Origin of the sequence: Pseudomonas sp. PAMC 25886 (assembly GCF_000242655.1) — a bacterium.
Classification (GTDB): domain Bacteria; phylum Pseudomonadota; class Gammaproteobacteria; order Pseudomonadales; family Pseudomonadaceae; genus Aquipseudomonas.
On sequence record NZ_AHHC01000063.1, the window covers coordinates 1 to 25,902 of the forward strand.

At 61.7% G+C, this 25,902-nt stretch carries 23 protein-coding genes; 16 read left to right on the top strand and 7 right to left on the bottom strand.

Translation table 11 applies throughout. The features are described from left to right. The first annotated feature begins 196 nt into the window (after nt 1–196). The 6 genes from MUM_RS0121100 (at nt 197) to MUM_RS0121125 (ending at nt 7,427) form a co-directional block, all read left to right on the top strand. Nucleotides 197–805, top strand: coding sequence for a YqiA/YcfP family alpha/beta fold hydrolase (locus MUM_RS0121100; protein ID WP_010173754.1), 609 nt, complete (start codon nt 197–199; stop codon nt 803–805). Between the two features lie 44 nt (nt 806–849). Next, nucleotides 850–2,754: a DNA topoisomerase IV subunit B gene (parE, locus tag MUM_RS0121105; RefSeq protein WP_010173756.1), complete on the top strand. Its 1,905-nt coding sequence runs from the start codon at nt 850–852 to the stop codon at nt 2,752–2,754. Beyond that, nucleotides 2,754–3,749 carry an esterase-like activity of phytase family protein gene (locus tag MUM_RS0121110; protein ID WP_010173758.1) on the top strand — a complete coding sequence of 332 codons (996 nt, stop codon included), beginning with the start codon at nt 2,754–2,756 and terminating at the stop codon, nt 3,747–3,749. Before parE ends, MUM_RS0121110 begins: the two co-directional genes overlap by 1 nt. Continuing rightward, nucleotides 3,746–4,267 (top strand): retropepsin-like aspartic protease family protein, encoded by a 522-nt coding sequence (locus tag MUM_RS0121115; protein WP_010173760.1) that lies wholly within the window; start codon nt 3,746–3,748, stop codon nt 4,265–4,267. Before MUM_RS0121110 ends, MUM_RS0121115 begins: the two co-directional genes overlap by 4 nt. A gap of 10 nt (nt 4,268–4,277) precedes the next feature. After that, nucleotides 4,278–6,542 (top strand): DNA topoisomerase IV subunit A, encoded by a 2,265-nt coding sequence (gene parC / locus MUM_RS0121120; protein WP_010173762.1) that lies wholly within the window; start codon nt 4,278–4,280, stop codon nt 6,540–6,542. Nucleotides 6,543–6,719: 177 nt separating this feature from the next. Beyond that, nucleotides 6,720–7,427 (top strand): PqiC family protein, encoded by a 708-nt coding sequence (locus tag MUM_RS0121125; RefSeq protein WP_029616037.1) that lies wholly within the window; start codon nt 6,720–6,722, stop codon nt 7,425–7,427. Between the two features lie 107 nt (nt 7,428–7,534). Here the strand turns inward: MUM_RS0121125 and MUM_RS0121130 are convergent, their stop codons facing one another. Next, entirely contained in the window at nt 7,535–9,070 is a 1,536-nt protein-coding gene (locus tag MUM_RS0121130) for an AhpA/YtjB family protein (protein WP_010173767.1), read from the bottom strand. A gap of 134 nt (nt 9,071–9,204) precedes the next feature. On the opposite strand from MUM_RS0121130, the gene serB reads away from it, so the two are divergent. Continuing rightward, nucleotides 9,205–10,419 carry a phosphoserine phosphatase SerB gene (gene serB, locus MUM_RS0121135; RefSeq protein WP_003217536.1) on the top strand — a complete coding sequence of 405 codons (1,215 nt, stop codon included), beginning with the start codon at nt 9,205–9,207 and terminating at the stop codon, nt 10,417–10,419. A gap of 84 nt (nt 10,420–10,503) precedes the next feature. Here serB and asd read toward each other — a convergent pair whose 3' ends face one another. From asd to MUM_RS0121150, 3 genes are read right to left on the bottom strand one after another with little or no spacing between them, the layout of a single operon-like run. Then, a complete protein-coding gene (asd, locus tag MUM_RS0121140) occupies nt 10,504–11,364 on the bottom strand; it encodes an archaetidylserine decarboxylase (protein WP_010173770.1) in 861 nt (286 codons plus the stop codon). A gap of 16 nt (nt 11,365–11,380) precedes the next feature. Then, complete coding sequence (locus MUM_RS0121145) at nt 11,381–12,196, bottom strand: rhodanese-like domain-containing protein (RefSeq protein WP_010173772.1); 816 nt, start codon at nt 12,194–12,196, stop codon at nt 11,381–11,383. Between the two features lie 58 nt (nt 12,197–12,254). Then, nucleotides 12,255–13,790, bottom strand: coding sequence for an HDOD domain-containing protein (locus MUM_RS0121150; protein ID WP_010173774.1), 1,536 nt, complete (start codon nt 13,788–13,790; stop codon nt 12,255–12,257). 166 nt (nt 13,791–13,956) lie between these two features. Here MUM_RS0121150 and motA point away from each other — a divergent pair, with 166 nt between their 5' ends. Both motA and motB read left to right on the top strand, forming a co-directional pair. Then, nucleotides 13,957–14,808 (top strand): flagellar motor stator protein MotA, encoded by an 852-nt coding sequence (motA, locus tag MUM_RS0121155; protein WP_003217532.1) that lies wholly within the window; start codon nt 13,957–13,959, stop codon nt 14,806–14,808. A 3-nt stretch (nt 14,809–14,811) separates the two neighbouring features. Beyond that, nucleotides 14,812–15,834, top strand: a complete 1,023-nt coding sequence (gene motB / locus MUM_RS0121160) for a flagellar motor protein MotB (protein ID WP_010173776.1) — start codon at nt 14,812–14,814, stop codon at nt 15,832–15,834. A gap of 77 nt (nt 15,835–15,911) precedes the next feature. Here the strand turns inward: motB and MUM_RS0121165 are convergent, their stop codons facing one another. Next, nucleotides 15,912–16,307: a type II toxin-antitoxin system PemK/MazF family toxin gene (locus tag MUM_RS0121165; RefSeq protein ID WP_010173779.1), complete on the bottom strand. Its 396-nt coding sequence runs from the start codon at nt 16,305–16,307 to the stop codon at nt 15,912–15,914. A 300-nt stretch (nt 16,308–16,607) separates the two neighbouring features. Continuing rightward, nucleotides 16,608–17,639 (bottom strand): small ribosomal subunit biogenesis GTPase RsgA, encoded by a 1,032-nt coding sequence (rsgA, locus tag MUM_RS0121170; protein WP_010173781.1) that lies wholly within the window; start codon nt 17,637–17,639, stop codon nt 16,608–16,610. Nucleotides 17,640–17,745: 106 nt separating this feature from the next. Between rsgA and orn the strand changes: the two genes are divergently transcribed. Together orn and MUM_RS0121180 are read left to right on the top strand one after the other, a co-directional pair. After that, nucleotides 17,746–18,288 (top strand): oligoribonuclease, encoded by a 543-nt coding sequence (gene orn / locus MUM_RS0121175; protein ID WP_003217529.1) that lies wholly within the window; start codon nt 17,746–17,748, stop codon nt 18,286–18,288. 218 nt (nt 18,289–18,506) lie between these two features. After that, complete coding sequence (locus MUM_RS0121180) at nt 18,507–19,124, top strand: trimeric intracellular cation channel family protein (RefSeq protein WP_176159752.1); 618 nt, start codon at nt 18,507–18,509, stop codon at nt 19,122–19,124. Here MUM_RS0121180 and queG read toward each other — a convergent pair. Beyond that, nucleotides 19,103–20,185, bottom strand: a complete 1,083-nt coding sequence (gene queG, locus MUM_RS0121185; protein WP_010173786.1) for a tRNA epoxyqueuosine(34) reductase QueG — start codon at nt 20,183–20,185, stop codon at nt 19,103–19,105. The two genes, MUM_RS0121180 and queG, sit on opposite strands and share 22 nt — an antisense overlap. A 62-nt stretch (nt 20,186–20,247) precedes the next feature. Here queG and MUM_RS0121190 point away from each other — a divergent pair, with 62 nt between their 5' ends. From MUM_RS0121190 to miaA, 5 genes are read left to right on the top strand one after another with little or no spacing between them, the layout of a single operon-like run. Further along, nucleotides 20,248–21,108 carry an NAD(P)H-hydrate dehydratase gene (locus tag MUM_RS0121190; RefSeq protein ID WP_010173788.1) on the top strand — a complete coding sequence of 287 codons (861 nt, stop codon included), beginning with the start codon at nt 20,248–20,250 and terminating at the stop codon, nt 21,106–21,108. After that, a complete protein-coding gene (gene tsaE, locus MUM_RS0121195; RefSeq protein WP_010173790.1) occupies nt 21,096–21,566 on the top strand; it encodes a tRNA (adenosine(37)-N6)-threonylcarbamoyltransferase complex ATPase subunit type 1 TsaE in 471 nt (156 codons plus the stop codon). The genes MUM_RS0121190 and tsaE overlap by 13 nt, the downstream gene beginning before the upstream one ends. 3 nt (nt 21,567–21,569) lie before the next feature. Then, complete coding sequence (locus MUM_RS0121200) at nt 21,570–23,003, top strand: N-acetylmuramoyl-L-alanine amidase (protein ID WP_201126014.1); 1,434 nt, start codon at nt 21,570–21,572, stop codon at nt 23,001–23,003. Between the two features lie 14 nt (nt 23,004–23,017). Further along, nucleotides 23,018–24,916: a DNA mismatch repair endonuclease MutL gene (gene mutL / locus MUM_RS0121205; protein ID WP_010173794.1), complete on the top strand. Its 1,899-nt coding sequence runs from the start codon at nt 23,018–23,020 to the stop codon at nt 24,914–24,916. Beyond that, a complete protein-coding gene (miaA, locus tag MUM_RS0121210; RefSeq protein WP_010173796.1) occupies nt 24,916–25,887 on the top strand; it encodes a tRNA (adenosine(37)-N6)-dimethylallyltransferase MiaA in 972 nt (323 codons plus the stop codon). Before mutL ends, miaA begins: the two co-directional genes overlap by 1 nt. Nucleotides 25,888–25,902: the final 15 nt, after the last annotated feature.

A 25,902-nucleotide genomic window follows, 5' to 3' on the forward strand; every position in this document is an offset into this window, starting at 1 on the left:
CCTAGGCGAGGTGCCGAGTGGTGGGGCAAGAGCGTTTTGGTTACTTTTGCGCTTTTCAAAAGTGACCCGCTGTAAGAGCGGAACCCTAAGCCGCCGTTACCGAAGCAACGGATATACACACAGAAACCCGGCTAGAGCCTAGCCCCCCAGTTCCCTGTAAACTGCCCCTCTTTAAGCCGCCCCCAGAGGACCCGGAATGTCCGCATCGATCTTGTATATCCACGGTTTCAACAGCGCGCCCGCCTCCAACAAGGCCAGCCAACTGATCACCGTGATGGACAGCCTCGGTCTGGCCGACCAACTGCGCGTGCCGGCCCTGCATCACCATCCCCGCCAGGCGATCCCCCAGTTGGAGGCGGCGATCCGTGACCTCGGAAGGCCACTGCTGGTAGGCAGCTCACTCGGCGGCTACTATGCAACCCATCTTGCCGAACGCCATGGCCTCAACGCCTTGCTGGTCAACCCGGCGGTCAGCCCTCATCGGATGTTCGACGGTTACCTGGGCACCCAGAAGAACCTCTACACCGATGAGACCTGGGAATTGACCCACGACCACGTCGCGGCCCTGGCCGAGCTGGAAGTGCCGGCGCCCCAGGACGCCCAGCGTTATCAGGTGTGGTTGCAGACCGGTGACGAAACACTGGATTATCGGCTCGCCCAGCAGTATTACCGGGCCTGTGCCTTGCGCATCCAGGCCGGTGGCGACCATGGTTACCAGGGGTTCGCCCAACAGTTACCGGCGCTGTTGAGTTTTGCCGGCATTGGCGCAGATCAGTACCAATCCTTCGATTTCGCAGCATTGTGAAACCGCAGGTTACTTTTTAATCGAACGACTCACGACGAGACCCCATGGCCACTCCCAGCGCTAGCTCTTATAACGCCGACGCCATCGAAGTCCTCTCGGGCCTCGACCCGGTGCGCAAACGCCCCGGCATGTACACCGACACCAGTCGGCCGAACCACCTTGCCCAGGAAGTCATCGACAACAGCGTCGACGAAGCCTTGGCCGGGCACGCCAAGTCGGTACAAGTCATCCTTCACGCCGACCATTCCCTGGAAGTGTCCGACGACGGTCGCGGCATGCCGGTGGACATTCACCCGGAAGAGGGTGTGTCGGGCGTCGAGCTGATCCTCACCAAGCTGCACGCCGGCGGCAAGTTCTCCAACAAGAACTACCAGTTCTCCGGTGGCTTGCACGGTGTGGGTATTTCCGTGGTCAACGCCTTGTCGAACCACGTGCGGGTCAAGGTCAAGCGTGACGGCAACGAGTACCAGATGACCTTCGCCGATGGCTACAAGGCCACCGACCTGGAAGTGATCGGCACCGTCGGCAAGCGCAACACCGGTACCAGCGTGTATTTCGCGCCGGACCCGAAATATTTCGATTCACCCAAATTCTCCATCAGCCGCCTCAAGCACGTGCTCAAGGCCAAGGCTGTGCTGTGCCCAGGCCTGCTGGTCAGTTTTGAAGACAAAGGCACCGGCGAGAAGGTCGAGTGGCACTACGAAGACGGCCTGCGCTCCTACCTGGAAGACTCCGTCAGCGAATTCGAGCGCCTGCCCAACGATCCTTTCTGCGGCAGCCTGGCCGGGAATAAAGAAGCTGTGGACTGGGCCTTGCTGTGGTTGCCGGAAGGCGGCGACAGCGTTCAGGAAAGCTACGTCAACCTGATCCCGACCGCCCAGGGCGGCACCCACGTCAACGGTTTGCGCCAGGGCTTGCTGGATGCCATGCGCGAGTTCTGCGAATACCGCAGCCTGCTGCCGCGCGGCGTGAAGCTGGCGCCGGAAGACGTCTGGGAACGCATTGCTTTCGTCCTGTCGATGAAGATGCAGGAGCCGCAATTCTCCGGCCAGACCAAGGAGCGCCTGTCGTCCCGCGAGGCCGCTGCGTTTGTCTCCGGTGTGGTCAAGGATGCCTTCAGCCTGTGGCTCAACGAGCACCCTGAGTTGGGCCTGGCCCTGGCAGAGCTGGCAATCAATAACGCCGGCCGCCGCCTGAAGGCCAGCAAGAAAGTCGAGCGCAAGCGCATCACCCAGGGCCCGGCGCTGCCGGGCAAGCTGGCGGACTGCGCCGGGCAAGACCCGATGCGTTCCGAGCTGTTCCTGGTGGAAGGTGATTCCGCCGGCGGTTCCGCCAAGCAAGCGCGGGACAAGGAGTTCCAGGCGATCCTGCCGCTGCGCGGCAAGATCCTCAACACCTGGGAAGTCGACGGCAGCGAAGTGCTGGCGAGCCAGGAAGTGCACAACATTGCCGTGGCCATCGGTGTCGACCCGGGCGCGGCCGACATGAGCCAGCTGCGCTACGGCAAGATCTGCATCCTCGCCGACGCCGACTCCGACGGCTTGCACATTGCGACCTTGCTCTGCGCACTGTTCGTCCAGCACTTCCGCCCGTTGGTGGATGCCGGTCACGTCTACGTCGCCATGCCGCCGCTGTACCGTATCGACCTCGGCAAAGAGATTTTCTACGCCCTGGACGAAGCCGAGCGCGATGGCATTCTCGACCGCCTGGTGGCCGAGAAGAAACGCGGCAAGCCTCAGGTCACCCGATTCAAAGGCCTGGGTGAGATGAATCCGCCGCAGCTGCGGGAAACCACCATGGACCCGAACACCCGGCGCCTGGTGCAGTTGACCCTGGAAGATTTCGCCGCCACGTCGGAAATGATGGACATGTTGCTGGCGAAGAAGCGTGCGCCGGACCGCAAGAACTGGCTGGAGTCCAAGGGCAACCTGGCCGAGGTTCTGGGCTGATGCGCAGCGGTTTCGCCCTGGCGATTCTGTTGTTGAGCGGGTTGGCGGCCACCTCGGTGGTCGCGGCGCCTGCGGCTGAACTCAAATTGATCTCCGAACACCCGGTTGACGGCATGCGTGGCGGCAACCTGTCGGGCCTGGCCCTGTGTGGCAAGGAGTTGTGGGCGGTTTCCGATCGCGACGACGACCAGATCTATCGGCTCGATATCAGTGCCGATACCTGGCAGGCCGAAACGGTGAAGATCAATGTGCCGCCGGTGCCGGAGTCCGGGTTGCCCTTTGGTTTGCGTTCGCGCACCAAGGCGGCTTCGTTGATTCGGGGTGGTGACCTGGATTTTGAAGGCATCAGCTGCGACGCGGCGGGCAACCGCTACATCGTCAGTGAAGCCCACGCGGCGGTGCTGCAGGTGCCGGTGACCGGTGAGCCCGAGTGGTTGAAGATCGCCCCGGGCATGGTTCGTGAAGCCCGGGCCAGTGGCCTGCTGCTGCATTTCAATGCGTTGTTTGAAGGTTTGGCGGTGAACCCCGAGGGCAATCAGATCTGGCTGGCCGCCGAGCGTGAGCGGCGTGGGTTGATTTCCATCAAGCGCCCGCAAACCCTCTGGGATTGCGACGGTCCTTGTGTGTTGTTGAGCGAGGCGGGCACCGAGATGCAGCCGGCACAGATGCCCAAGGCCAAGGCGGTTTCGCGCAATTTCTCTGACGTCGCGCTGTTCGAGGGCAAGCTGTTTACCCTCGAAAGCAGCCAGTTTCAGTTGTGCCGTCGTGACCCCGTGACGGCGAAGGCCGAGCAATGCTGGTCCTACGCCGATGAAATGCTCGCGCCGCAACGCCAATACAACCAGCCCTACGGCCTGGCCGAAGCGTTGGTGGTGGACGCCGATGGTGCGTGGATCGGCCTGGACAATAACTTCGGCGCCCGCGCCGATGGCGAAAAACGGCCGATAGTCTATCGTTTCGCCGCCCCCGCGGGCGGCTGGAGTGCCAAGCCATGAGCAGCCAGGCACCCGGCAAGCGCGCCGGGCGTGTGTTGATGTTCGTGGCCTGGGGCGCCGGATTGTTTTTGGCAACACGGTTTTTCGGGCAGTGGGAAAAGCATCAGGAAAATCCCAATGCCGTGGTGACCTCGGAACAGCGCGAGGGTTATATCGAAGTAAAACTGCTGGGCAACGGCCAAGGGCATTTTGTAGCCACTGGCCAGATCAACGGTCAGCCGGTGGAGTTCATGCTCGACACCGGGGCCACCGACGTGGCGGTTCCGGCCGAATTGGCCGACCGCCTCGGGCTTAAACGCGGCATGCCGGTTGGCGTGAGTACGGCCAACGGGCGAACCCAGGGCTTTCGGACCGAACTGGGCCGCCTGCAACTGGGCGATATAGTCCTGCAGGACGTGCGTGCCCTGGTGGTGCCGGGGCTGGGCGATGACCAGGTATTGCTGGGCATGAGTGCATTGAAACAACTTGAATTTACCCAGCGCAGCGGCACCTTGCTGCTGCGCCAGACCAAACAATGATGAGGCCCGCATGAGTGACATCCTTGCAGACAGCTTAGACGGCGTTGAACGCCGGTCGCTGGCTGACTTCACCGAAAATGCCTACCTCAACTACTCCATGTACGTGATCATGGACCGTGCCTTGCCGCATATCGGCGACGGCCTGAAGCCCGTGCAGCGGCGCATTATCTATGCGATGAGTGAGTTGGGCCTGGACGCTGACTCCAAGCACAAGAAGTCGGCGCGTACCGTCGGTGACGTGCTCGGCAAGTTCCACCCCCACGGCGACTCTGCGTGCTACGAAGCGATGGTGCTGATGGCCCAGCCGTTCAGCTACCGCTACACGCTGGTGGACGGCCAGGGTAACTGGGGTGCGCCGGATGATCCCAAGTCCTTCGCCGCCATGCGTTACACCGAAGCGCGCCTGTCGCGGTATTCGGAAGTACTGCTCAGTGAGCTGGGCCAGGGCACGGCTAACTGGGGGCCGAACTTCGACGGCACCCTCGACGAACCGCTGGTGTTGCCAGCACGTTTGCCGAACATCCTGCTCAATGGCACCACCGGCATCGCCGTGGGCATGGCCACTGACGTACCACCCCACAACCTGCGGGAAGTGGCCACTGCGTGCGTACGTTTGCTGGACGAGCCGAAGGCGACGGTCGAGCAGCTGTGCGAGCATATCCAGGGCCCGGATTACCCGACCGAAGCGGAAATCATCACGCCTCGTGCCGACCTGCTGAAAATCTACCAGACCGGTAAAGGCTCGGTGCGCATGCGCGCCGTGTATCACATCGAAGACGGCGACATCATCGTCACCGCGCTGCCGCACCAGGTGTCCGGTGCCAAGGTGCTGGAGCAGATTGCCGCGCTGATGCAGGCCAAGCCGTCGAAGCTGCCGCAAGTGGCCGACCTGCGTGACGAGTCCGACCACGAGAACCCGTGCCGGATCGTGATCATTCCGTCCAACAGCCGGGTCGACCATGAAGTGCTGATGCAGCATTTGTTCGCCAGCACCGAGCTGGAATCCAGCTATCGGGTCAACATCAACATCATTGGCCTGGACGGCAAGCCGCAGTTGAAGAACCTGCGGGCATTGCTGGTGGAATGGCTGGAGTTCCGGGTGCAGACCGTGCGCCGCCGCCTGCAATTCCGCCTGGACAAGGTCGAGCGCCGCCTGCACCTGTTGGACGGTTTGCTGATTGCCTACCTCAACCTGGATGAAGTGATCCATATCATCCGTACCGCCGAGCACCCGAAGGCCGAGCTGATCGCGCGCTTTGAGCTCAGCGAAATCCAGGCTGACTACATCCTCGACACCCGTCTGCGTCAGTTGGCGCGACTGGAAGAAATGAAGCTGCGCGACGAACAGGACGCGCTGCTGAAAGAGCAAGCCAAGCTCCAGGCCCTGCTGGGCAGCGAGGCCAAGCTGAAGAAGCTGGTGCGCACCGAGCTGATCAAGGACGCCGAAACCTATGGCGACGACCGCCGCTCGCCCATTGTCGAGCGCGCCGAAGCCAAGGCCCTGACCGAAACCGAGCTGCTGCCCAACGAGAAAATTACCGTCGTTCTGTCGGAAAAGGGTTGGGTTCGCTCAGCCAAAGGGCATGATATTGACGCCACTGGCTTGTCGTACAAGGCCGGCGATGGTTTCAAAACCTCCGCGGCCGGGCGCTCCAACCAGTTTGCAGTGTTTATCGACTCCACCGGTCGCAGCTATTCGGTGCCTGCGCATACGTTGCCGTCGGCGCGGGGGCAGGGCGAGCCGTTGACCGGGCGCCTGACACCGCCACCGGGGGCGAATTTTGAATGCGTGCTGCTGCCGGACGATGATTCGCTGTACGTCATCGCCTCCGATGCCGGCTACGGGTTCGTGGTCAAGGGTGAAGACCTGCAGGCCAAGAACAAGGCGGGCAAGGCGTTGCTGAGCCTGCCGAACAACGCCAAGGTGATCCTGCCGCGTACGGTGGAAGACCGTGAAGGCAATTGGCTTGCATCGGTGACCACTGAAGGTCGCCTGTTGGTGTTCAAGATCAGTGACTTGCCTCAGTTGGGCAAAGGCAAGGGCAACAAGATTATTGGTATTCCCGGGGAGCGGGTGGCCAGTCGCGAAGAGTACGTGACCGACATCGCAGTGATCCCGGAAGGCTCGACCCTGGTGCTGCAGGCCGGCAAGCGCACGTTGTCGCTGCGCCCTGACGACCTCGAGCACTACAAGGGTGAGCGGGGTCGTCGCGGTAACAAACTGCCGCGCGGCTTCCAGCGAGTGGACGCATTACTGGTGGAAACGCCCGTTTAACGCGATATAGAGCGCCCGATCTACGATTTAACCCGTAGATCGACGCTTTCGCGCTGGAGTCACGGCGCATATTCACGGATGATATGGCCTTTCCAGCGCCGGCGTGGCTGAGCGCGTACAGGTTATTTTTGAGTATTACATTGTGGTTCGCCTTGTGGCAGCCACCTGGATGGGATGATGACTGCTCCGCGCCTTCCTTTATTTTTGTTGCTCGCTGGCCTTTTGGGCCTGGCGGGTTGCAGCACACATCAACCTGTGTCGCTGTATCAGCTGGACAGTGGAAGTCCGGCTCAGCCTGCACAAAGTGCCGGCATGGCCGTATTGCTTGGCCCGGTGGTGGTGGCCGACTACCTGCAACGCGAAACCCTGTTGCAACGTCAGAACGATGGCAGCCTGCAAGGTTCCACCGATGGTCGCTGGGCCGGTAGCCTGTCGTCCGACATCAATCAGTTGATGTTGCGCCAGGTGGCGGGCCATCTGGACAGCCAGCGGGTGGTACTGGCGCCGGCACCGACGGGGTTCACCCCGGACGTGCAGGTGTTGCTGACCATCACGCGGCTGGATTCCGGTGTTTCCCAGCCGGCGATCCTGGATGCCCAGTGGCGCCTGATCGACCGTCGCGGCCAGGTGCGGGATAACCGCATCGTGCATTTGCAGGAACAACACTCCGGTACCACGGCGTCCCAGGTTCAGGCCCAGGGCGTCTTGTTGCAGAACCTGGCACAACAGTTGTCCGTGGCCCTCAAGCCATTGGCCAATCAGCCGGCGGTTGCTGAGGCTCCACGTAAACAGGCTCCGGCCGCTGCCAAGCCGGCCGCACCGGAGAAGCCGAAGATGCCGATGGCCGTGCCGATTCGTACCGACATGGAAGTGTTCAGGTTCTGACCTGAATACAGCCCCACAAAAAAGGCCCGCTGATGAGCGGGCCTTTTGTTTGTGCGGGATTTGAGTCGTTGCCTAGATCAAATGTGGGAGCGGGGCAGCGTTGTTCTTTAGTTCTTTGCCCGCGTCTCATGCATCCGCGCGAGTTGGCGCTCCAGCATCGACGGATAAGGCTCCATCAACCGCTCTACACAGCACGCACCTTCAGGGCTGGCAATCGGGCGGATCCGCGCACGTTGGCGAATCAGCACGTCGTCACTGATCTTGCGTTCCACCAGCAGCAGGTTGCGGCTGTGTTGCGACAAGGCGAGGGCGTCCTGGGCAATCTCGGTCAGCAGCAGATCAATCTGGCTCATGCCATACAGATCGTCGCCCACCGTCAGGCCCAGTTGCAGTTGCAGCGTGATGCCACTGTCAGCCACTTCGATCTGCAGCGCATGGCCCAGGGCCCGCAGCAACTCACCGCAGCAGATGGCGTTGGTCAGGTAGTCTTCGCCGCTGTCTTCGCTGTGGAACAGCATCAACGTGCTGCCATCGTTCAGGGTGTGCAGTTCGCTCTGATAAAGCGAGGCCGCCTGGTCCAGGCAATCACGATAACGTTCCAGCAACTCGGTCAGGCGTGCGCGCGGCAAGCGGCGCAACTGATCCTGTGCGCCCAGCTGCACAGCCAATACGGCGCTGTGCTGGGGCTGGGTATTTCGCACTGGAGCCGGCTGCGGCGCAGCGGTAGCAGTTGGCGCGGAGTTGTCGCGAAGGTCGGCGAACGGGTCTTCTTCGTCCAGTTCGTCTTCTTCTGCCTTGATCACCTGCCGGGTGGCCGGCTTGAGACCTGCCACCGGCGCAGACTCATCGAAGCTCGGGTCGCGCAGGTTGCGCACTTCGAACTCGGGTTCGTCGTCTTCGTACTCGGTGTCGTCGAACTCGGGCTCGGGTTCAACCTCGGGCACCACGGGCTCCGGAGCGAAGCTGGTGTGCAACTGGCGGGCGAGGTCGCCGATCTCATCCTGGCGGTCGGTGGCCGGGGTGTGTTCGTCGATATCCCGCAGCCAGATGCGCAGTTGCATCAGTGGCGTGGAGATATGCCGACCCAGGCGCAGGCTCAAGGCCAGCGACAGCGCCAGCAGGATCGCACTCAGGATGCCCATGCTTTGCAGGCTGATGGTCATCGGCTGCTGGAACTGTTGCATGTCCAGGCTGATGCGCAGTTGGCCGGCTTTCACGTCCTGGAACGTGATATTGCTCTGGTACAGACCCTCGGCTTCACCCAGCAGGCCGTTTTTCGGGCGTTGCCCGGCTTCGGCCATGATCCGGTTGTCCACGCTATAGATAGCGGCGTGGGCCACCAGCGGGTTCTTGGTCAGGTTGTTGAGCAGCACGTTGAGGCTGAGGATGTCGTTGGACACCAACAACTCAGTCGCCGAGGTGGCGGTCTGGGTGGTCAGGCTCTCGCCCAGGGCGTCGGCTTGCTCGTGCATGGCCTGTTTGAACTGCAAACCCATCACGCAGGCATAGATGACCAGGGCCAGAGCGACCAGGATCACGTTATGGCTGGCGATGCGTAATGCGATCGGTACACGGCGGTGGCGCAGTGCCCGGAAGATCAGCAGGAAGAAGTTATCGGTTTTTACTGGCGTGGGCCGGTTCACTTAAGCTCGGCTCTTTAGTCCGTGAAGTTGACGCGCAGTATAGCGACAGGCCCAAGACCGGCAAAGCGCTGGCTGTGCCCGATGGTCACTGAAAGTGGGTAGAATGCGGTTTTTTTCCAGCTCGGGGGTGCGCTTTGCGCGAAATTGTCCTGATTAACATCACCGGTGAGGACCGTCCGGGCCTTACCGCAGCCATTACCGGTGTTCTGGCCCAGGGTGGTGTGAACATTCTCGACATCGGCCAGGCGGTGATTCACGACACGCTGTCGTTCGGCATCCTGGTGGAAATTCCAAGCACCGAGCAAGCCTCGTCCGTGCTCAAGGACATCCTGTTTACGGCGTATAAGCTGGATCAGCAGGTGCGTTTCACACCGGTGTCCGAAGAGGATTACCAGAGCTGGGTCGCCGGCCAGGGCAAAAAACGCCACATCGTGACGCTGTTGACCCGCAAGGTGACGGCGGAACAATTGCAGCGTGTCAGTTCGATTACCGCCCAGTACGGTTTGAATATCGACCATATTGACCGTCTGTCGGGTCGTATGCCGCTGGACACCCCGGCGGACAAGGGCAAGGGCTGCATCGAGTTCTCCGTGCGCGGTGAGCCAGCTGATCCCCAGGCGTTGCGCGCCGAATTCCTGAGCGTTGCCCAAGAGCTGAACGTCGATATCGCCTTCCAGGAAGATTCGCTGTTCCGCCGTAATCGCCGCCTGGCAGTGTTCGACATGGACTCGACGCTGATCGAGGCCGAAGTCATCGACGAATTGGCCAAGGCTGCCGGCGTAGGTGAGCAAGTCTCGGAAATCACCGAGCGGGCCATGGCGGGCGAGCTGGATTTCCGTGCGAGCTTCAAGGAGCGCCTGGCCTTGCTCAAAGGCCTGGATGTGAGCGTGCTGGACTCCATCGGCGCCTCGTTGCGCCTGACCGAAGGCGCCGAAACCCTGTTCGCCGAACTCAAGCGCCTGGGCTACAAAACCGCGATTCTGTCGGGTGGCTTCACCTACTTCGCCAAGCAATTGCAGGCCAAGCTGGGTATCGACTATGTGTTCGCCAATGAGCTGGAAGTGGTGGACGGCAAGGTGACGGGCGTGGCCGTGGAGCCGATTGTCGATGCGCAGCGTAAAGCTGATTTGCTGCGGGAATTGGCGCACAAGGAAGGGTTGCGTCTGGAGCAGACCATTGCGGTCGGCGACGGGGCGAATGACTTGCCGATGCTGGCGATTGCCGGGTTGGGTGTGGCGTTTCGCGCCAAGCCTCTGGTCAAGCAATCGGCCAAACAGGCGATTTCGACCCTGGGGCTGGATGGGGTGTTGTACCTGTTGGGCTTCCGCGACCGCGACGGTCAGCTCTAGTACACACACTTTGTAGGAGCCGGCTTGCCGGCGATGGCGTCCTCAGTCGCATCGCCGGCAAGCCGGCTCCTACAGAGGTCGACGTCAGGCTTTCGGTAAACCCATGCCCTGGCCCATCTGTACCGGCGTGCCCGCCAGCAGTTCTTCCGACCATTTCACCTGGTCCGGCCCAAACAGCACGATTGCCGTCGAACCCAGCTTGAAGCGCCCCAGCTCCGCGCCTTTTTCCAGGTGGATCGGACCACGGGCGGCTTCGTCGTAGCGGAAGGTTTTCAGCTCGCGCTTCGGCGGCGTTACCAGGCCAGCCCATACGGTCTCGATCGACGCCACGATCATCGCGCCCACCAATACCACGGCCATCGGACCGCGTTCGGTGTCGAAAATGCAGGCAACACGTTCGTTACGTGCAAACAGCTCCGGCACGTTTTCGGCTGTGGTCTGGTTCACCGAGAAAATGCGGCCCGGAATGTAGACCATTTCCCGCAGGGTACCGGCCAGTGGCATGTGCACCCGGTGGTAGTCCTTTGGCGACAGGTAGATGGTGGCGAAATCACCGCCCATGAACGGCGCAGCCACCGCCGAATCACCGCCGAGCAATTCCAGTACGCTGAAGCTGTGACCCTTGGCCTGGAACACCCGGCCGTGCTCAATCGGGCCCAATTGGCTGACGGCGCCATCGGCCGGGCTCAACACTGCACCCGGGGTCTGGTCCAGCGGTCGGGCACCGTCTTTCAGGGCACGGGTGAAGAAGGCGTTGAAGTGCTCGTAAGCCGTCACGTCTTCAACCAGGGCCTGGGACATGTCCACTTGATAACGCTTGGCGAACCAGGTGGTGAAGGCGTTCTTGAACCAGCGCACGCGGCATTCGGCAATGCAGCCGGCCAACCGCGACAGCAGGTGGTGGGGCAGCAAGTACTGGCTGAGGATGAACAACTGCTTTTTCATTAACTGTCCTTAAACCTTAAATCTCGACGGGGGTGTCGGGGTGGTTGCCCCATTCGCCCCAGGAACCGGCATAACCTTTGACTCGCGGATAACCGAGCGCCTTGGCCACCAGGTAGGTGAAGCCAGAACGGTGGTGAGTCTGGCAGTGGGTGATGATTTCTTTGTCGCGGGTCAGCCCCAGGTCTTCGAGGATCTTCGGCATGTCGCGGCGAATACGCAGTTGCCGTGCCTTGTCCATGCCGGCAGTCCATTCGAAGTTCACCGCGCCGGGGATGTGTCCACCCTTGGCCGCGAGGACTTTCTCCCCGGAGTATTCCAGCGGGCCGCGGGCGTCCCAGATACCCAGGTCGGCAGCGCGGAGGCGGCTTTGCAGGTACTCGCGGGTCGCGGTGGGTTCTTCATGCAGCGTCAGGCTGACCGGGCCGCCGGCGCTGGCCGGGACCTCGGTGGACACCGGGTGTTGTTCTTCCAGCCACGCCAGCAGGCCGCCGTCGAGGTAGTGGTATTTCTTGTGGCCGATCACATCAAGCATCCAGATGAATCGACCGGCCCAGCCACCGCCTTCGTCGTCGTACACCACGTAGGTGGCGTCCGGGGTGTGGCCCAGTTCGCCGAACAGCTTTTCAAGATCGGCTTTGTTCGGCAGCAGGCCCGGTGCCGGCGCCTGCCCCAGTTGGGTGCGCTTGGGGTCGACGAAACGTGCACCGGGGATATGCCCTTCGGCGTAACGCGCGGCGCTGGTGAGGTCCACCAGAATCAGATGTTCGGCATCGAGGCGACCGAGCAGGTCACTGGCCTCGATGACCAGCGGCAAGCCAGAGAAGTCAGGCATGTGAGGTCTCCTGGGCATAAAAGTTGGGCGCTAAAGGAGGGCGATTGTAGCGCAAGCATCAGGCGCTGCGGTTGGTAAAGCTGTGCAGGGCTTTTTCGATGCATTGAGCGGTTTTGCCGAAGGCCTGCACGGTGGTTTCCGAGAACGGCCCGCCGCCCTGGTCGGCCACCATCAGCATCACCACCCGGCCATTGCAACTCAGGGAGCGCAGAAGCAGGTGTTCGCCCTTGAACAGGCGGCGCAGTTCCGGTGGCAACAATGCCGAGAACTGGGCGTGGTTGTCGGGCGTGAGGCGTACCTGGGCAGACTTGGTCAGCAGGCGTTGCAGCAGCGTACTTTGCGTGGCGTCGAGGCTCAGGTGGTCGGCGTCCTTGGGCAGGCCGTCAACTTGATGCACGCGCAAGGTGCTCAGGGTTTTGTCCGCCATCAGCAACATCACCCGCTGCATGCCGCAGGCCACCAGGGCCTCCTTGGCGCAGGTGGTCAGGTGCATGGCGTTGGCAAAGCGGCTGGGCTCCACCAGCAATTCGGTGCAGCGCTTGCGCCAGATCGCCAGGGCTTCGGCGGTGGGCGGTGGTGCCGGCAGCAAGCCGTGATGCACCCGTTGTACGTCCCAGGGCCAGATCAGCGACAACGCCGGGTGCCACAGGTCACGCATCAGGGTATTGCGGGCGCTGATCGCCGCGTGTTGGTGAGACTGTTGTTGCACCTCGGCCAGCGGTTGTTGCAGGTAAAGCGCTGTCAGGTACTGCCAGCGCTGGGTGTGGGGGCAGGTCCAGGACTCCTGCGCCGCCAGTGCCAGGCCGTTGGCCAGCAACACGGTATTGGCCGGCTGGTTCAGCCAGCGGCGCAGGTTCGGGTCGGCATCCAGCAACTGCTGTTGGCGCAAGGGCTCGTCTTCACGGGCAATGCGCAGTGCCTTGACCAGCAAACGCTGCTCTGTCAGCAGCAAGGTATAACCCTGGGATACCCAGATCGGCAGGCGCCAGGCCTCGGTCAATCCCAGGCACAGGTCCAGCAGGCGCACACCGAACACTTCCTGCTCGACCGTATGCGCTGATTCGCCCTTGTGAATCACCCGCAGTTCCCATTCTTCCAGCAGCTTGGGATAGGCAATCGCCATCGGCCACAGCGGCGAGAGGAATAGCAGGCTGCCCCAGTGAATGTCCTGCCACAGCCGCGCCAGGCGGCTGGCGAACAGCCCGCTGGCCTGTTGCGACGCGTGCTGGCTGATCATCTGCAATTGGCGCAGGGCCACGGGGATTTCATTCAGTGGCACTGAAGGCAGGCGCGCCAGTAATTCCTCGGTGCGCTTGAGGCCGAGGCGATTGATCGCCACTTCGAGGTTTTCCGCGGGCTCTGCGAGGCTGCCGTGGGCCTGGTCGTTGGCCTCGCGCATCACGCTCAGCACCAATGCCGGGCTGTTCTGCATCAACTCTGCAATATCCCGCAACGAACTGCGGTTGTCGCTGATGGCCTTGCAGACCCGGTCGTGGCTCGCCTGTGGAACGGGCAATAGCACGTCGTCCAGACGCTTTATCCAGGCGGCCAGTGTGGTCGGTTTTTGAGTTGGGACTGTCGTTTCATTTGCCATGATTGGGGCGCGATCATCACTTGCGGTCAACACGCCCGGGACGGGCCGAACTGGTTTTTCGCCATAACGGGCTATAGTCTGGCGCAGATTTGCCGATAAGTAGAACAAGAGTTTTCAACTCTTGCGAATATGACCCTGAACCCGACGGCGCAAGTACCCATCCCCTATGGCTAAAATTATCGGCATCATCGTCGTCATCGCGAGCGTGCTCGGCGGATACGTCTTGTCCCACGGCAAGATTGCAGCGCTGATCCAGCCCTTCGAAGTGCTGATTATCGGCGGTGCGGCGTTCGGCGCATTCCTGCAAGCCAACCCTGGCTACATGACCATGCACGTGATCAAGAAGTCGCTGGGCATGTTCAGCTCGCGCTTCTCCCACACCTTCTATCTGGAAGTGCTGGGGCTGATCTACGAGATCCTCAACAAGAGCCGTCGCGAAGGCATGATGGCCATTGAAGGTGATATCGAGGACGCCGCGGCGAGCCCGATTTTCGCCAAGTACCCGGCGGTGCTCAAAGACGAACGCATGACCGCCTACATCTGCGATTACCTGCGCATCATGTCGTCCGGCAACATGGCACCCCATGAGCTGGAAGGCCTGTTCGACATGGAACTGTTCAGCCTCAAGGAAGAGCTGGAACACCCTTCTCACGCCGTGACCGGCATCGCCGACGGCATGCCCGGTTTCGGTATTGTGGCTGCGGTTCTCGGGATCGTGGTCACCATGGCTTCCCTCGGTGAAGGCGACCAAAAAGCCATCGGCATGCACGTAGGTGCGGCACTGGTAGGTACCTTCTTCGGTATTCTCGCGGCCTACGGTTTCTTTGGTCCGCTGGCCACCTCCCTGGCCCACGACGCCAAGGAAGAAGTGAATTTGTACGAAGCCATCAAGGCCTGCCTGGTGGCTTCGGCTTCCGGTATGCCGCCATCGCTGGCGGTGGAGTTCGGGCGCAAGGTTCTGTATCCGAAGCACCGTCCAAGCTTCGCTGAGCTGGAACAAGCGGTTCGCGGTCGCTAAGCCATGGAAAACAACCAGCCGATCATCATCAAGCGCGTCAAGCGCTTCGCTGCGGGGCACCATGGCGGCGCCTGGAAAATCGCCTTCGCCGACTTTGCGACGGCGATGATGGCGTTCTTCCTGGTGCTGTGGCTGATGTCCACCGCTACGCCGGAACAGAAGATCGCCATTGCCGGTTACTTCAAGGACCCCATCGGGTTTTCCGAGAGCGGTACGCCTTTTGTGATCGACCTCGGTGGTTCGCCGCAACTGGCGCCAGAGCGCACCATCAACCCGGAAATCAAGACCGACTCGCCCCAGGAAAAAATTCCGATCGAGCGCGATACCGTCGAGGCCATGGCTGAGCAGGTCGAGCAGGAGCGCCTGGAACTGTTGCTGCAGGAACTGCAAACCAAGGTTGAGGAAAACCCGCAACTGCTGAAGTTCAAGGATCAGATTTCCTTCGAGATCACCCCGGATGGCCTGCGCATTCAGATCACGGACGCGGCCAACCGGCCGATGTTCGACTCGGGCAGTGCGCGGTTGAAGCCATACTTTGAAGACATCCTGCTGGCCATGGCCGACACCATCAAGGCAGTGCCGAACAAGATCAGCATCAGCGGCCACACCGACGCCAAGCCGTATGCGGGCCAGGGCGATTTCGGCAACTGGGAACTCTCGGCCAACCGGGCCAATGCCGCGCGTCGTGCACTGGTCGCCGGCAGCTACCCGGACCCGCAAGTGGCGCGGGTGGTGGGGTTTGCTTCATCACAGCTGTTTGATCCCAAGGATCCGTTCAACCCGATCAACCGGCGTATCGATATTGTCGTGCTGACCAAAAAGGCCCAGCGTGCGATCGAAGGTGACCCGCCCGCAACGCCACCGGTACCAACCCAGGGTGAGGGCGCGCCGGGTGAAGTGCCGGCGGACCCGAATGCACTGCCGCCGGGGCAGGAGCCGTTGCCGGCTCACGAGCTACGGCAGAAGCTGAACTTGTTTGACGATGGCGGGGTGAAGGACCCGACTCAGCCCGCGACTGGCTCGTAAGTCAGGCAGACTCAAGCCGTTGCTTGGACGATTAAAAAATGCCCCGAACTCTCGGGGCATTTTTTTTGATTGATGTATCAGAGGGGGAGATAGGCTTTCACGCCATCAATCACGCCCCGCATATCCTCTGTGCCCAGGCGCGGCACGAAATACTCTCGCCCTGTGGTCCTGGTCTTTCTGTGCAGTTTATCCAGTCGCTCGAAACTGACGGTGTAGATCATGTCGCATTTCACCCATAGCGCTTTATAGCCATCGGTGTGCAGTGGGTTGGTCCGCAATAAATGGTGCCAATCGTGCTGAATATCAGGGGCAGTGGAGGAGATCGGGACCACTGTGCACAGTTTTCGATTGTGTGTGGCATTAGGTGATATGACGACGACTTTGCGGATCTTCAACATTTCAGGTGCCACAAAGCCCCGCGTGAAGTCGCATAGAAGTACATCGCCTTGTTTGGGATGGTAGTAGAGAGGCAATCGTCGATTCCCCGGAAAAAGCAAAGCCGCCCGAAGGCGGCTTCATTCGACACGCAGTGGAGCTTGCTTCGCCCCTTCTGCGCCGCTGGATCAACCCCGAAAAGGATCCAGACTCCTGCCAGCTTGCGCTGGTGACGGAGCGATTATGAGCATAGGGAAAATCGAATTCAAGCTGGCTTGCATCATGGGCCGCCCAGTTGCAGCGGATTCTTGATGGCTGACCCGATTTAATCAATGGGGTCGTGGGTTCCGTGCCCTGCCTTATGTGTTTCAAGGCATGGCACGGCACCGATTCGCTGCTTAGTAACTGGTCTCGGGCAAGCTGGCGATGATCGAGCGATAGCTGTTCATCCGCTGCTGCTGCACGCGGCCGTCTTCCAGGGCCTTTAGCAGGGCGCAACCCGGCTCGCGGTCATGTTTGCAGTCGCGGAAGCGGCAGGTGCCGATCAAGTCGTTGAACTCGATAAAGCCCGCTTCAACATCGGCGCGGCTCACGTGGCCCAGGCCGAATTCACGAATCCCGGGGGAGTCGATCAGTTCACCGCCGCCCGGGAAGTGGAACAACCGTGCGGTGGTGGTGGTGTGGGTGCCCTGGCCGGACAGCTCCGACAATGGCCCCACACGGGTTTCGACTTCCGGCAACAGGCTGTTGACCAGGGACGACTTGCCCACGCCCGACTGGCCGACGAACACGCTGATGCGTCCGTCGAGCTCGGTCTGCAACTGCTCCATGCCGTTGCCGTGATGTGCCGAGACTTCCAGCACCGGATAGCCGAGGGTGCGGTACACCGCCAGCAGCGCGTTGAGCGCCGGAGCGTTCTGCTCGTCGATCAGGTCGAATTTGTTCAGCAGCAACAGCGGGCGAATGCCGGCGTGCTCGGCCGCTACCAGGTAGCGGTCGATCAGGTTGGCATGGGGCTCGGGCAGCGGCGCGAAGACGATGACGATCATGTCGACGTTGGCTGCCACCGGCTTGAGCTGGCCACGGCTGTCGGGCCGCCGCAGTTCGGTGGTGCGCGGCAACTGGGCGACGATGACGCCGATGCCCTGGTTGCCGGCACGCCACACCACCTGGTCGCCGGTGACCAGCGCAGGCAGGTTGGCGCGCAAGTGGCAACGGAACACCTGGCCTGCGGAGTCGCCTTCTGTGGCCTCGACCTCGACCTGCACACCGAAGTGCGCGATCACCAGGCCGGTTTGCTCGGGGCCCAGGTCGCCGCCCTCAAGCGCTTCCACGGCGGAGGATTCACGTTTGGCGGCGCGGGCAGCGCGTTCACCCTGAATCTTTTCGATGCGCCAGTTTTGGCGACGGTTGAGCTGGCGTTTGGCCATTGGTGTTCCGTGTCGATAATGCAAAGGTTAGGTAAAACGGTCGCGAGTCTAGCACGCCCTGCCTGCTAAACTGCGCAGCTACGCCAAGGTGCCAAGGAACCACGACATGCAAAACCCACAGAACCTGATTTGGATCGATCTGGAAATGACCGGTCTGAACCCTGACACCGACGTCATCATCGAGATGGCCACCATTGTCACCGACAGCAACCTCAACACCTTGGCCGAAGGTCCGGTGATCGCCATTCACCACAGCGACGCGGTGCTGGCCACCATGGACGAGTGGAACACCCGCACCCACGGCAACTCGGGCCTGACCCAGCGCGTGCGTGACAGCCGCGTGAGCATGGCCGAGGCTGAAGCTGAAACCATCGCCTTCCTGGAAAAGTGGGTGCCCAAGGGCAAGTCGCCGATCTGCGGCAACAGCATTTGCCAGGACCGCCGCTTTCTTTATACCCACATGAAGGCGCTGGAAAGCTACTTCCACTACCGCAACCTGGATGTGTCGACCTTGAAAGAGCTGGCCGCACGCTGGGCGCCCGAAGTCAAAGACAGCTTCCACAAGGGCAGCACCCACCTGGCGCTGGACGATATTCGCGAATCGATCGCCGAGCTGCAGCATTACCGCAAGCATTTCATTAAGTTCTAAAACGGTAATGCCTTATCTGAGCGGGCTTGTGTGGCGAGGGGGCTTGTCTGTGGCGAGGGGGCTTGTCCCCCGTTGGGCTGCGAAGCGGCCCTGAAATCTGACATCCCGGTCTACCTGAAAAACTCCGTCGCCTTAAAAGGGGCTGCTTCGCAGCCCAACGGGGGGCAAGCCCCCTCACCACAGACAAGCCCCCTCGCCACAACTTTGCAAGGATCGCCATCATGCTGTTGATGCTCTACCTCATCGCCATCACCGCCGAAGCCATGACTGGCGCCTTGTCCGCCGGGCGGCGTGGGATGGATTGGTTTGGTGTGGTGCTGATCGCCTGCGTGACGGCGCTGGGCGGCGGTTCGGTGCGTGACGTGTTGCTCGGCCACTACCCGCTGACCTGGGTCAAGCACCCGGAATACCTGGTGCTGACCTCCATCGCGGCCCTGGTGACGATCTTCATCGCGCCATTGATGCGCCACCTGCGCTCGCTGTTCCTCGCGCTGGACGCCGTGGGCCTGGTGGCCTTTACCTTGATTGGTTGCATGACCGCCCTGGAAATGGGCCACGGCATGCTGGTGGCGTCGGTCAGTGGTGTGATCACCGGGGTGTTCGGCGGCATCCTGCGAGACATCTTCTGCAACGATATCCCGCTGATCTTCCGCCGCGAGCTGTACGCCAGCGTGTCGTTCCTCGCCGCCTGGTTCTACATGCTGTGCCTCTACCTTGAACTGCCCAGCGAGCAATCCATCCTGCTGACACTGTTCAGCGGCTTTCTACTGCGCCTGTTGGCGATCCGCTTTCACTGGGAAATGCCCAAGTTCGTCTACAACGACGACGTGCACTGACGCTCAGCGTGCTGGTTCAGAGCCCACTCCACGTGTTCGCGCACCAGCTCCGACGGATACTCCCGGCGCGCCTTCAACGCTTCCAGCACCGGAATGCTCGACGGCGCGTTGCCCAGGCCCACGGCCAGGTTGCGCAGCCAGCGCTCATAACCGGCGCGGCGTAGCGGCGAGCCTTCGGTGCTGCTGAGGAACTTGTCCTCGTCCCACATGAATAATTCGGCCAGCTCGGCGTTATCCAGATTGTGCCGGGGCTTGAAATCGCTTTCGGCGGTAGGCCGGGCGAAACGATTCCACGGGCAAACGATCTGACAGTCATCGCAGCCGAATACCCGGTTACCGATCAGTGGGCGCAGCTCCTCCGGAATCGCGCTTTTCAGTTCGATGGTCAGGTAGGAAATGCAGCGCCGGGCGTCCAGTACGTAAGGCCCTACGAAAGCGTTGGTAGGACAGCTGTCCAGGCAGGCGGTGCAGCGGCCACAGTGTTCGGTGGCGTGGGGTGGGTCGACCGGCAGCGGCAGGTCGACAAACAACTCGCTGAGGAAAAAGTAGCTGCCGGCCTTGCGATTGAGTACCAGGGTGTTCTTGCCGATCCAGCCCAGCCCGGCTTTTTCGGCGATGGCTTTTTCCAGCACTGGGGCGCTGTCGACAAAGGCACGAAAGCCGAACGGGCCGATCTGCGCCTGAATCCGGTCGGCCAGTTGCTGCACGCGTTTGCGGATCAGCTTGTGGTAGTCGCGGCCCAGGGCATAACGGGAGATGTAGGCTTTTTCGGGTTTGGCCAGCAGTTGGGCCATTTGTGTGTCGCCGGGCAGGTAATCCATGCGCAGGGACACCACGCGCAAGGTGCCGGGCACCAGCTCTTCCGGGTGTGAGCGCTTGCTGCCGTGGGCGCCCATGTAGTCCATTTCGCCGTGGTAGCCGGCGTCGAGCCAGCGTTGCAGGTGCTGTTCATGCTCGGCGAGGTCGAGGCCGCTGATGCCCACTTGTTGAAAGCCCAGCTCGCGGCCCCAGTCTTTGATCGATTGGGCGAGGGCGGGCAGGTCGTAGGTAATAGCAGGCATGAACAAGAGAAACCGCAGGTTAGATGCGTATAATTCTGCCAGACATCGGAGCTTGAAGACGCATGCCGCAGACAAAACACGAAATACCCGACGTTCAGCACCTGTTGCCCGGCCAATTGCCGCAACTCGCTGCGCGTTCCCCGGACGCCCATAAAGGCCAGTTCGGCCATGTATTGCTGATCGGTGGCGACCGGGGTTTTGGCGGCGCGGCCTTGCTCAGCGCCGAAAGCGCCCTGCGCAGTGGTGCCGGCATGGTTTCCCTGGCGACCCGCAGCGAGCACGTAGCGGCGGCGCTGGCCCGGTTGCCGGAGGTGATGACGCTAGGCGTGCACTCGGCCAATCAATTGATGGGCCTGCTGGAAAAGATTTCCGTGATCGTCATCGGTCCGGGCCTGGGCGAGGCTTCCTGGGGCAAAAGCCTGTTGTCGGTGGCGGCCAATGCCACGCAGCCGCAAGTCTGGGACGCCGATGCCTTGAACCTGCTGGCCGCGGGCAAGGTCAGCCTGCCCGACAATTGCGTGATCACCCCGCATCCTGGCGAAGCGGCTCGTTTGATGGGGATTTCGACAGCCGAGGTTCAGGCCGATCGCCTTAACGTGGCCCGCGCGTTGAGCCAGAAATTCAATGCGGTGGCGATCCTCAAGGGCGCCGGCAGTTTGATCGCCCGCCCGGACGGTCACGTTGCCCGCTGTGATCAGGGCCATCCGGCCATGGCAACCGCTGGCCTGGGTGACGTGTTGGCTGGCCTGGTCGGTGCTTTACTGGCCCAAGGCATGTCGGCATTTGATGCCGCCTGCCTGGCCGTCTGGTTACATGCCACTGCCGGCGACCGGCAGGGCACCTTCGGTCGCGGGCTGGCCGCCAGCGACCTGATTCCCGCCATTCGTCAGTTGCTGGAGGAGCAATCACCGTGTCTGAAGTAATTCTTTTCCTGGCCGATGAAGACGCCATGGTCGCGCTTGGCAATCGTATTGCCAAGGCGACGCAAGGCTCGGGCCTGATCTTTCTGGAGGGTGATTTGGGCGCCGGAAAAACCACCTTGTCCCGGGGCATCATTCGCGGGTTGGGGCATGAAGGTGCTGTGAAGAGTCCTACGTTTACCCTGGTGGAGCCCTACGAGATTGGCTCGGTGCGGGCCTTCCATTTCGATCTGTATCGGCTGGTGGACCCGGAAGAGTTGGAATACATGGGCATCCGCGATTACTTCGATGAAGACGCGTTGTGCCTGATCGAGTGGCCAGATAAAGGCACAGGCTTTTTGCCAAAGCCGGACCTGACCATTACCATTACCCCGCATAAGCAAGGACGTCAGCTGAAGTTGTTGTCCCAGAGCGCGCGCGGCGAGTCGTGGTGCGCCGCTTTGGCATTGGAATTCAAATAATTGATGGGGTTAGGTATGCGCTTTCGCGCGTTGGTTACTGTCGTAGGGGTGTTGCTTGCGGCAATGACTTTCAATGCACTGGCGGCCTCACAGGTGAAAAGTGTTCGCCTGTGGCGGGCACCGGATAACACGCGACTGGTATTCGACCTGTCTGGCCCGGTTCAGCACAGCGTCTTCACCCTCACGGCGCCCGATCGCCTGGTGATTGATATCAACGGTGCGACCCTCGCCGCGCCTTTGAAAGTCGCCATGGCCAATACCCCGATTACCGCGATGCGCTCGGCTCAACGTACGCCGACCGACCTGCGAGTGGTCATCGACCTGAAAAAGGCCGTAACCCCGAAAAGTTTTGTACTGGCGCCTAACGCGCAATATGGCAACCGGCTGGTGGTCGACCTGTTCGACAACGCCGCCGATGCTGCGCCGCCGCCTGCGCCAACCCCAAGCGTCGCGACGATACCGGCGGTGCCGGTCACCCAGTCGCAACCCCAGGTCAAATTGCCGCCGCCGCCACCTGCACCGGCGGGCAAACGCGACATTATCGTGGTTATCGATGCCGGTCACGGCGGGGAAGACCCGGGCGCCTCCGGTTCGCGCGGCCAGCATGAAAAAGACGTGGTACTGGCCATCGCCCGCGAACTGCAGCGCCAGATCAATGGCATGAAAGGCTATCGCGCGGAGTTGACCCGTACCGGTGACTACTTCATCCCGCTGCGTGGCCGTACCGAAATCGCCCGCAAGAAGGGCGCCGACCTGTTCGTCTCGATCCACGCCGACGCCGCGCCTTCGGCGGCTGCGTTTGGTGCCTCGGTGTTTGCCCTGTCTGACCGCGGCGCTACGTCCGAGACCGCCCGTTGGCTGGCGGACAGTGAAAACCGTTCCGACTTGATCGGCGGGGCCGGCAACGTGTCCCTTGATGACAAGGACAAGATGCTCGCTGGCGTATTGCTCGACCTGTCGATGACTGCCTCGCTGACCTCCAGCCTGAACGTCGGGCAGAAAGTCCTGAGCAACATTGGCCGTGTCACCTCGCTGCACAAACAGCGGGTGGAGCAGGCCGGGTTTATGGTGCTCAAGTCGCCGGATATTCCGTCGATCCTGGTGGAAACCGGGTTTATCTCCAACTCCAATGAAGCCTCGAAACTAGCCTCCGCCAGCCACCAGCAGGCGCTGGCGCGGTCCATCAGCGCCGGTGTTCGCCAGTTCTTCCAGCAGAACCCGCCGCCGGGCACTTATATCGCCTGGCTGCGTGACTCCGGCAAGATCGCCCAGGGCCCGCGTGACCATCGTGTCCAGCCCGGCGACACCCTGGCGATGCTGGCGGTGCGCTTCCAGGTGTCTGCGGCGACCTTGCGCAGTGCCAACAACCTGAAGACCGATGAACTGAAGGTCGGCCAGGTGTTGACCATCCCTGGCACTGAACTGGCGGCGCAATAATGAGCGAAACAGTCTTGAGCAACACCTCGCGCATTGAACTGCTAAGCCCGCGCCTGGCGAACCAGATTGCGGCGGGCGAGGTGGTCGAGCGGCCGGCTTCGGTGATCAAGGAGTTGCTGGAAAACAGCATCGACTCCGGCGCCAAGCGCATCGATGTCGATGTGGAGCAGGGCGGCGTCAAGCTGCTGCGGGTACGTGACGACGGCAGCGGGATCTCCTCCGACGATCTGCCGCTGGCCCTGGCCCGTCACGCCACCAGCAAGATTCGTGACCTGGAAGACCTGGAGCGGGTGATGAGCCTCGGGTTTCGCGGTGAGGCCCTGGCGTCCATCAGCTCCGTGGCCCGCCTGACCCTGACGTCTCGCACCCGCGACGCCGATCAGGCTTGGCAGGTGGAAACCGAAGGCCGCGACATGGCGCCCCGGGTCCAGCCGGCTGCGCACCCGGTAGGCACTTCGGTGGAAGTGCGCGACCTGTTCTTCAACACCCCGGCACGGCGTAAATTCCTCAAGGCCGAAAAAACCGAATTCGATCACCTGCAAGAAGTCATCAAGCGCCTGGCGCTGGCCCGCTTTGATGTGGCTTTTCATCTGCGTCACAACGGCAAGACCATCCTCAGCCTGCACGAGGCCCATGATGATGCGGCCCGTGCGCGGCGGGTCTCGGCTATCTGCGGCGGCGGGTTCCTGGAGCAGGCACTGCCGATCGAGATTGAGCGCAATGGCTTGCGCCTGTGGGGTTGGGTGGGGTTGCCGACTTTCTCCCGCAGCCAGGCTGACTTGCAGTATTTCTTTGTGAATGGCCGTGCGGTGCGCGACAAACTGGTGGCCCACGCGGTGCGCCAGGCGTATCGCGACGTGCTGTTCAACGGGCGACACCCGACATTTGTGCTGTTTTTTGAAGTCGACCCATCGGTGGTCGACGTCAACGTGCACCCGACCAAGCACGAAGTGCGCTTCCGTGACGGGCGCATGGTTCACGACTTCCTCTACGGCACCTTGCACCGCGCCTTGGGCGATGTGCGCCCGGATGATCAGCTGTCGGCGCCGATTGTCACGGCGATTGTCCGGCCTACGGGTCCGGAAGCCGGTGAGTTCGGGCCTCAGGGCGAAATGAGCCTGGCAGCCAACCTGCTGCAATCGCCGCAAGCCCAGCCGAGCTATACCGCACCTGGCTCAGGGGCTGGCGCCGGTTATCAGTACCAATACACACCGCGCCCGCAGTCGGCGGTGCCGGTGGCCGAGGCGCAGGCAGCCTATCGCGAGTTTTTTGCGCCGCTGCCCGGTGCCGAGTCGAGTGCTGCGGCCCTGCCGGAAGGCCAGGGCGATGTGCCGCCGTTGGGTTACGCATTGGCCCAGCTCAAGGGTATCTACATCCTTGCTGAAAATGCCCATGGCCTGGTGCTGGTGGACATGCATGCCGCTCACGAGCGGATCATGTACGAGCGCCTGAAGATCGCCATGGCCAGCGAAGGCTTGAGCGGCCAACCGCTGCTGGTGCCGGAATCCCTGGCGGTCAGCCAGCGCGAGGCGGATTGCGCCGAAGAGCACGTCAGCGTGTTCCAGAAACTGGGCTTTGAACTGCAACGCCTGGGCCCGGAAACCCTGGCTATCCGCCAGATTCCCGCCTTGCTCAAGCAGGCCGAGGCCAACCGGCTGGTGGCCGACGTGCTGGCGGACCTGATGGAATATGGCACCAGCGATCGCATCCAGGCGCACATCAACGAACTGCTCGGCACCATGGCCTGCCACGGCGCCATCCGCGCCAACCGCCGCCTGGCCCTGCCGGAAATGAATGGCCTGCTGCGGGACATGGAAAACACCGAACGCAGCGGCCAGTGCAACCATGGCCGACCGACCTGGACCCAAATGGGCCTGGACGACCTGGACAAACTGTTCTTGCGCGGCCGTTGATGAGTGCCTTGCCCCCCGCCATTTTCCTGATGGGCCCGACGGCCGCCGGCAAGACCGACCTGGCCATCGAGCTGACCAAGGTCTTGCCGTGCGAGCTGATCAGTGTCGACTCTGCACTGGTTTACCGGGACATGGACATCGGCACCGCCAAACCTTCAAAAGAGCTGTTGGCCCAGTATCCGCACCGGTTGATCGACATTATCGATCCCAGCGAGAGCTATTCGGCGGCGGATTTTCGCACCGATGCCCTGGCGGCCATGGCCGATATCACCGCGCGGGGCAAGATTCCGCTGCTGGTGGGCGGCACGATGCTCTACTACAAGGCGTTGCAGGAAGGCTTGGCCGACATGCCGCCGGCTGACCCGCAAGTGCGCGCCGAACTTGAAGAAGAGGCTGCACGCCTTGGCTGGCAAGCGTTGCACGACCAGCTGGCAGTTGTGGATCCAGTTTCCGCCGCGCGGATTCACCCCAATGACCCCCAGCGCCTGACACGGGCCCTGGAAGTCTGGCGGGTCAGTGGCCAGACCATGACTGAACACAGGCTGAAACAAACTGCGCAAAGTACTGAAGCAGGCGCTTCGGGACAGTCACAATTGCCCTATACTGTGGCGAATCTGGCCATCGCTCCGGCGGATCGCCAGGTGCTGCACGAACGAATTGCACAAAGATTCACAATTATGTTGGAACAGGGGTTTGTGGACGAGGTCGTAGCACTGCGTTCAAGAGGTGACCTGCATCCCGGGCTGCCTTCGATACGTGCTGTAGGCTACCGCCAAGTCTGGGATCATCTGGATGGCAAGCTGACGTCAGCCGAAATGCAGGAGCGCGGCATCATTGCCACGCGCCAATTGGCGAAGCGCCAGTTCACATGGCTGCGCAGCTGGACTGATTTGCACTGGCTGGACAGTCTGGATTGCGACAATCTGTCACGCGCCTTGAAATACTTGGGAACGGTCTCCATATTGAGCTGAGTCCTTGCAATTGCC

Coding starts and splice junctions, on each gene's coding strand:
- queG (WP_010173786.1), bottom strand. CDS start 20,185: ATGCCTGCTATTACCTACGACCTGCCCGCCCTCGCCCAATCGATCAAA.
- MUM_RS0121125 (WP_029616037.1), top strand. CDS start 6,720: ATGACTGCTCCGCGCCTTCCTTTATTTTTGTTGCTCGCTGGCCTTTTG.
- motA (WP_003217532.1), top strand. CDS start 13,957: ATGGCTAAAATTATCGGCATCATCGTCGTCATCGCGAGCGTGCTCGGC.
- parE (WP_010173756.1), top strand. CDS start 850: ATGGCCACTCCCAGCGCTAGCTCTTATAACGCCGACGCCATCGAAGTC.
- MUM_RS0121145 (WP_010173772.1), bottom strand. CDS start 12,196: ATGCCTGACTTCTCTGGCTTGCCGCTGGTCATCGAGGCCAGTGACCTG.
- MUM_RS0121110 (WP_010173758.1), top strand. CDS start 2,754: ATGCGCAGCGGTTTCGCCCTGGCGATTCTGTTGTTGAGCGGGTTGGCG.
- MUM_RS0121150 (WP_010173774.1), bottom strand. CDS start 13,790: ATGGCAAATGAAACGACAGTCCCAACTCAAAAACCGACCACACTGGCC.
- rsgA (WP_010173781.1), bottom strand. CDS start 17,639: ATGGCCAAACGCCAGCTCAACCGTCGCCAAAACTGGCGCATCGAAAAG.
- parC (WP_010173762.1), top strand. CDS start 4,278: ATGAGTGACATCCTTGCAGACAGCTTAGACGGCGTTGAACGCCGGTCG.
- miaA (WP_010173796.1), top strand. CDS start 24,916: ATGAGTGCCTTGCCCCCCGCCATTTTCCTGATGGGCCCGACGGCCGCC.
- asd (WP_010173770.1), bottom strand. CDS start 11,364: ATGAAAAAGCAGTTGTTCATCCTCAGCCAGTACTTGCTGCCCCACCAC.
- MUM_RS0121115 (WP_010173760.1), top strand. CDS start 3,746: ATGAGCAGCCAGGCACCCGGCAAGCGCGCCGGGCGTGTGTTGATGTTC.
- MUM_RS0121190 (WP_010173788.1), top strand. CDS start 20,248: ATGCCGCAGACAAAACACGAAATACCCGACGTTCAGCACCTGTTGCCC.
- MUM_RS0121200 (WP_201126014.1), top strand. CDS start 21,570: ATGGGGTTAGGTATGCGCTTTCGCGCGTTGGTTACTGTCGTAGGGGTG.
- motB (WP_010173776.1), top strand. CDS start 14,812: ATGGAAAACAACCAGCCGATCATCATCAAGCGCGTCAAGCGCTTCGCT.
- MUM_RS0121100 (WP_010173754.1), top strand. CDS start 197: ATGTCCGCATCGATCTTGTATATCCACGGTTTCAACAGCGCGCCCGCC.
- orn (WP_003217529.1), top strand. CDS start 17,746: ATGCAAAACCCACAGAACCTGATTTGGATCGATCTGGAAATGACCGGT.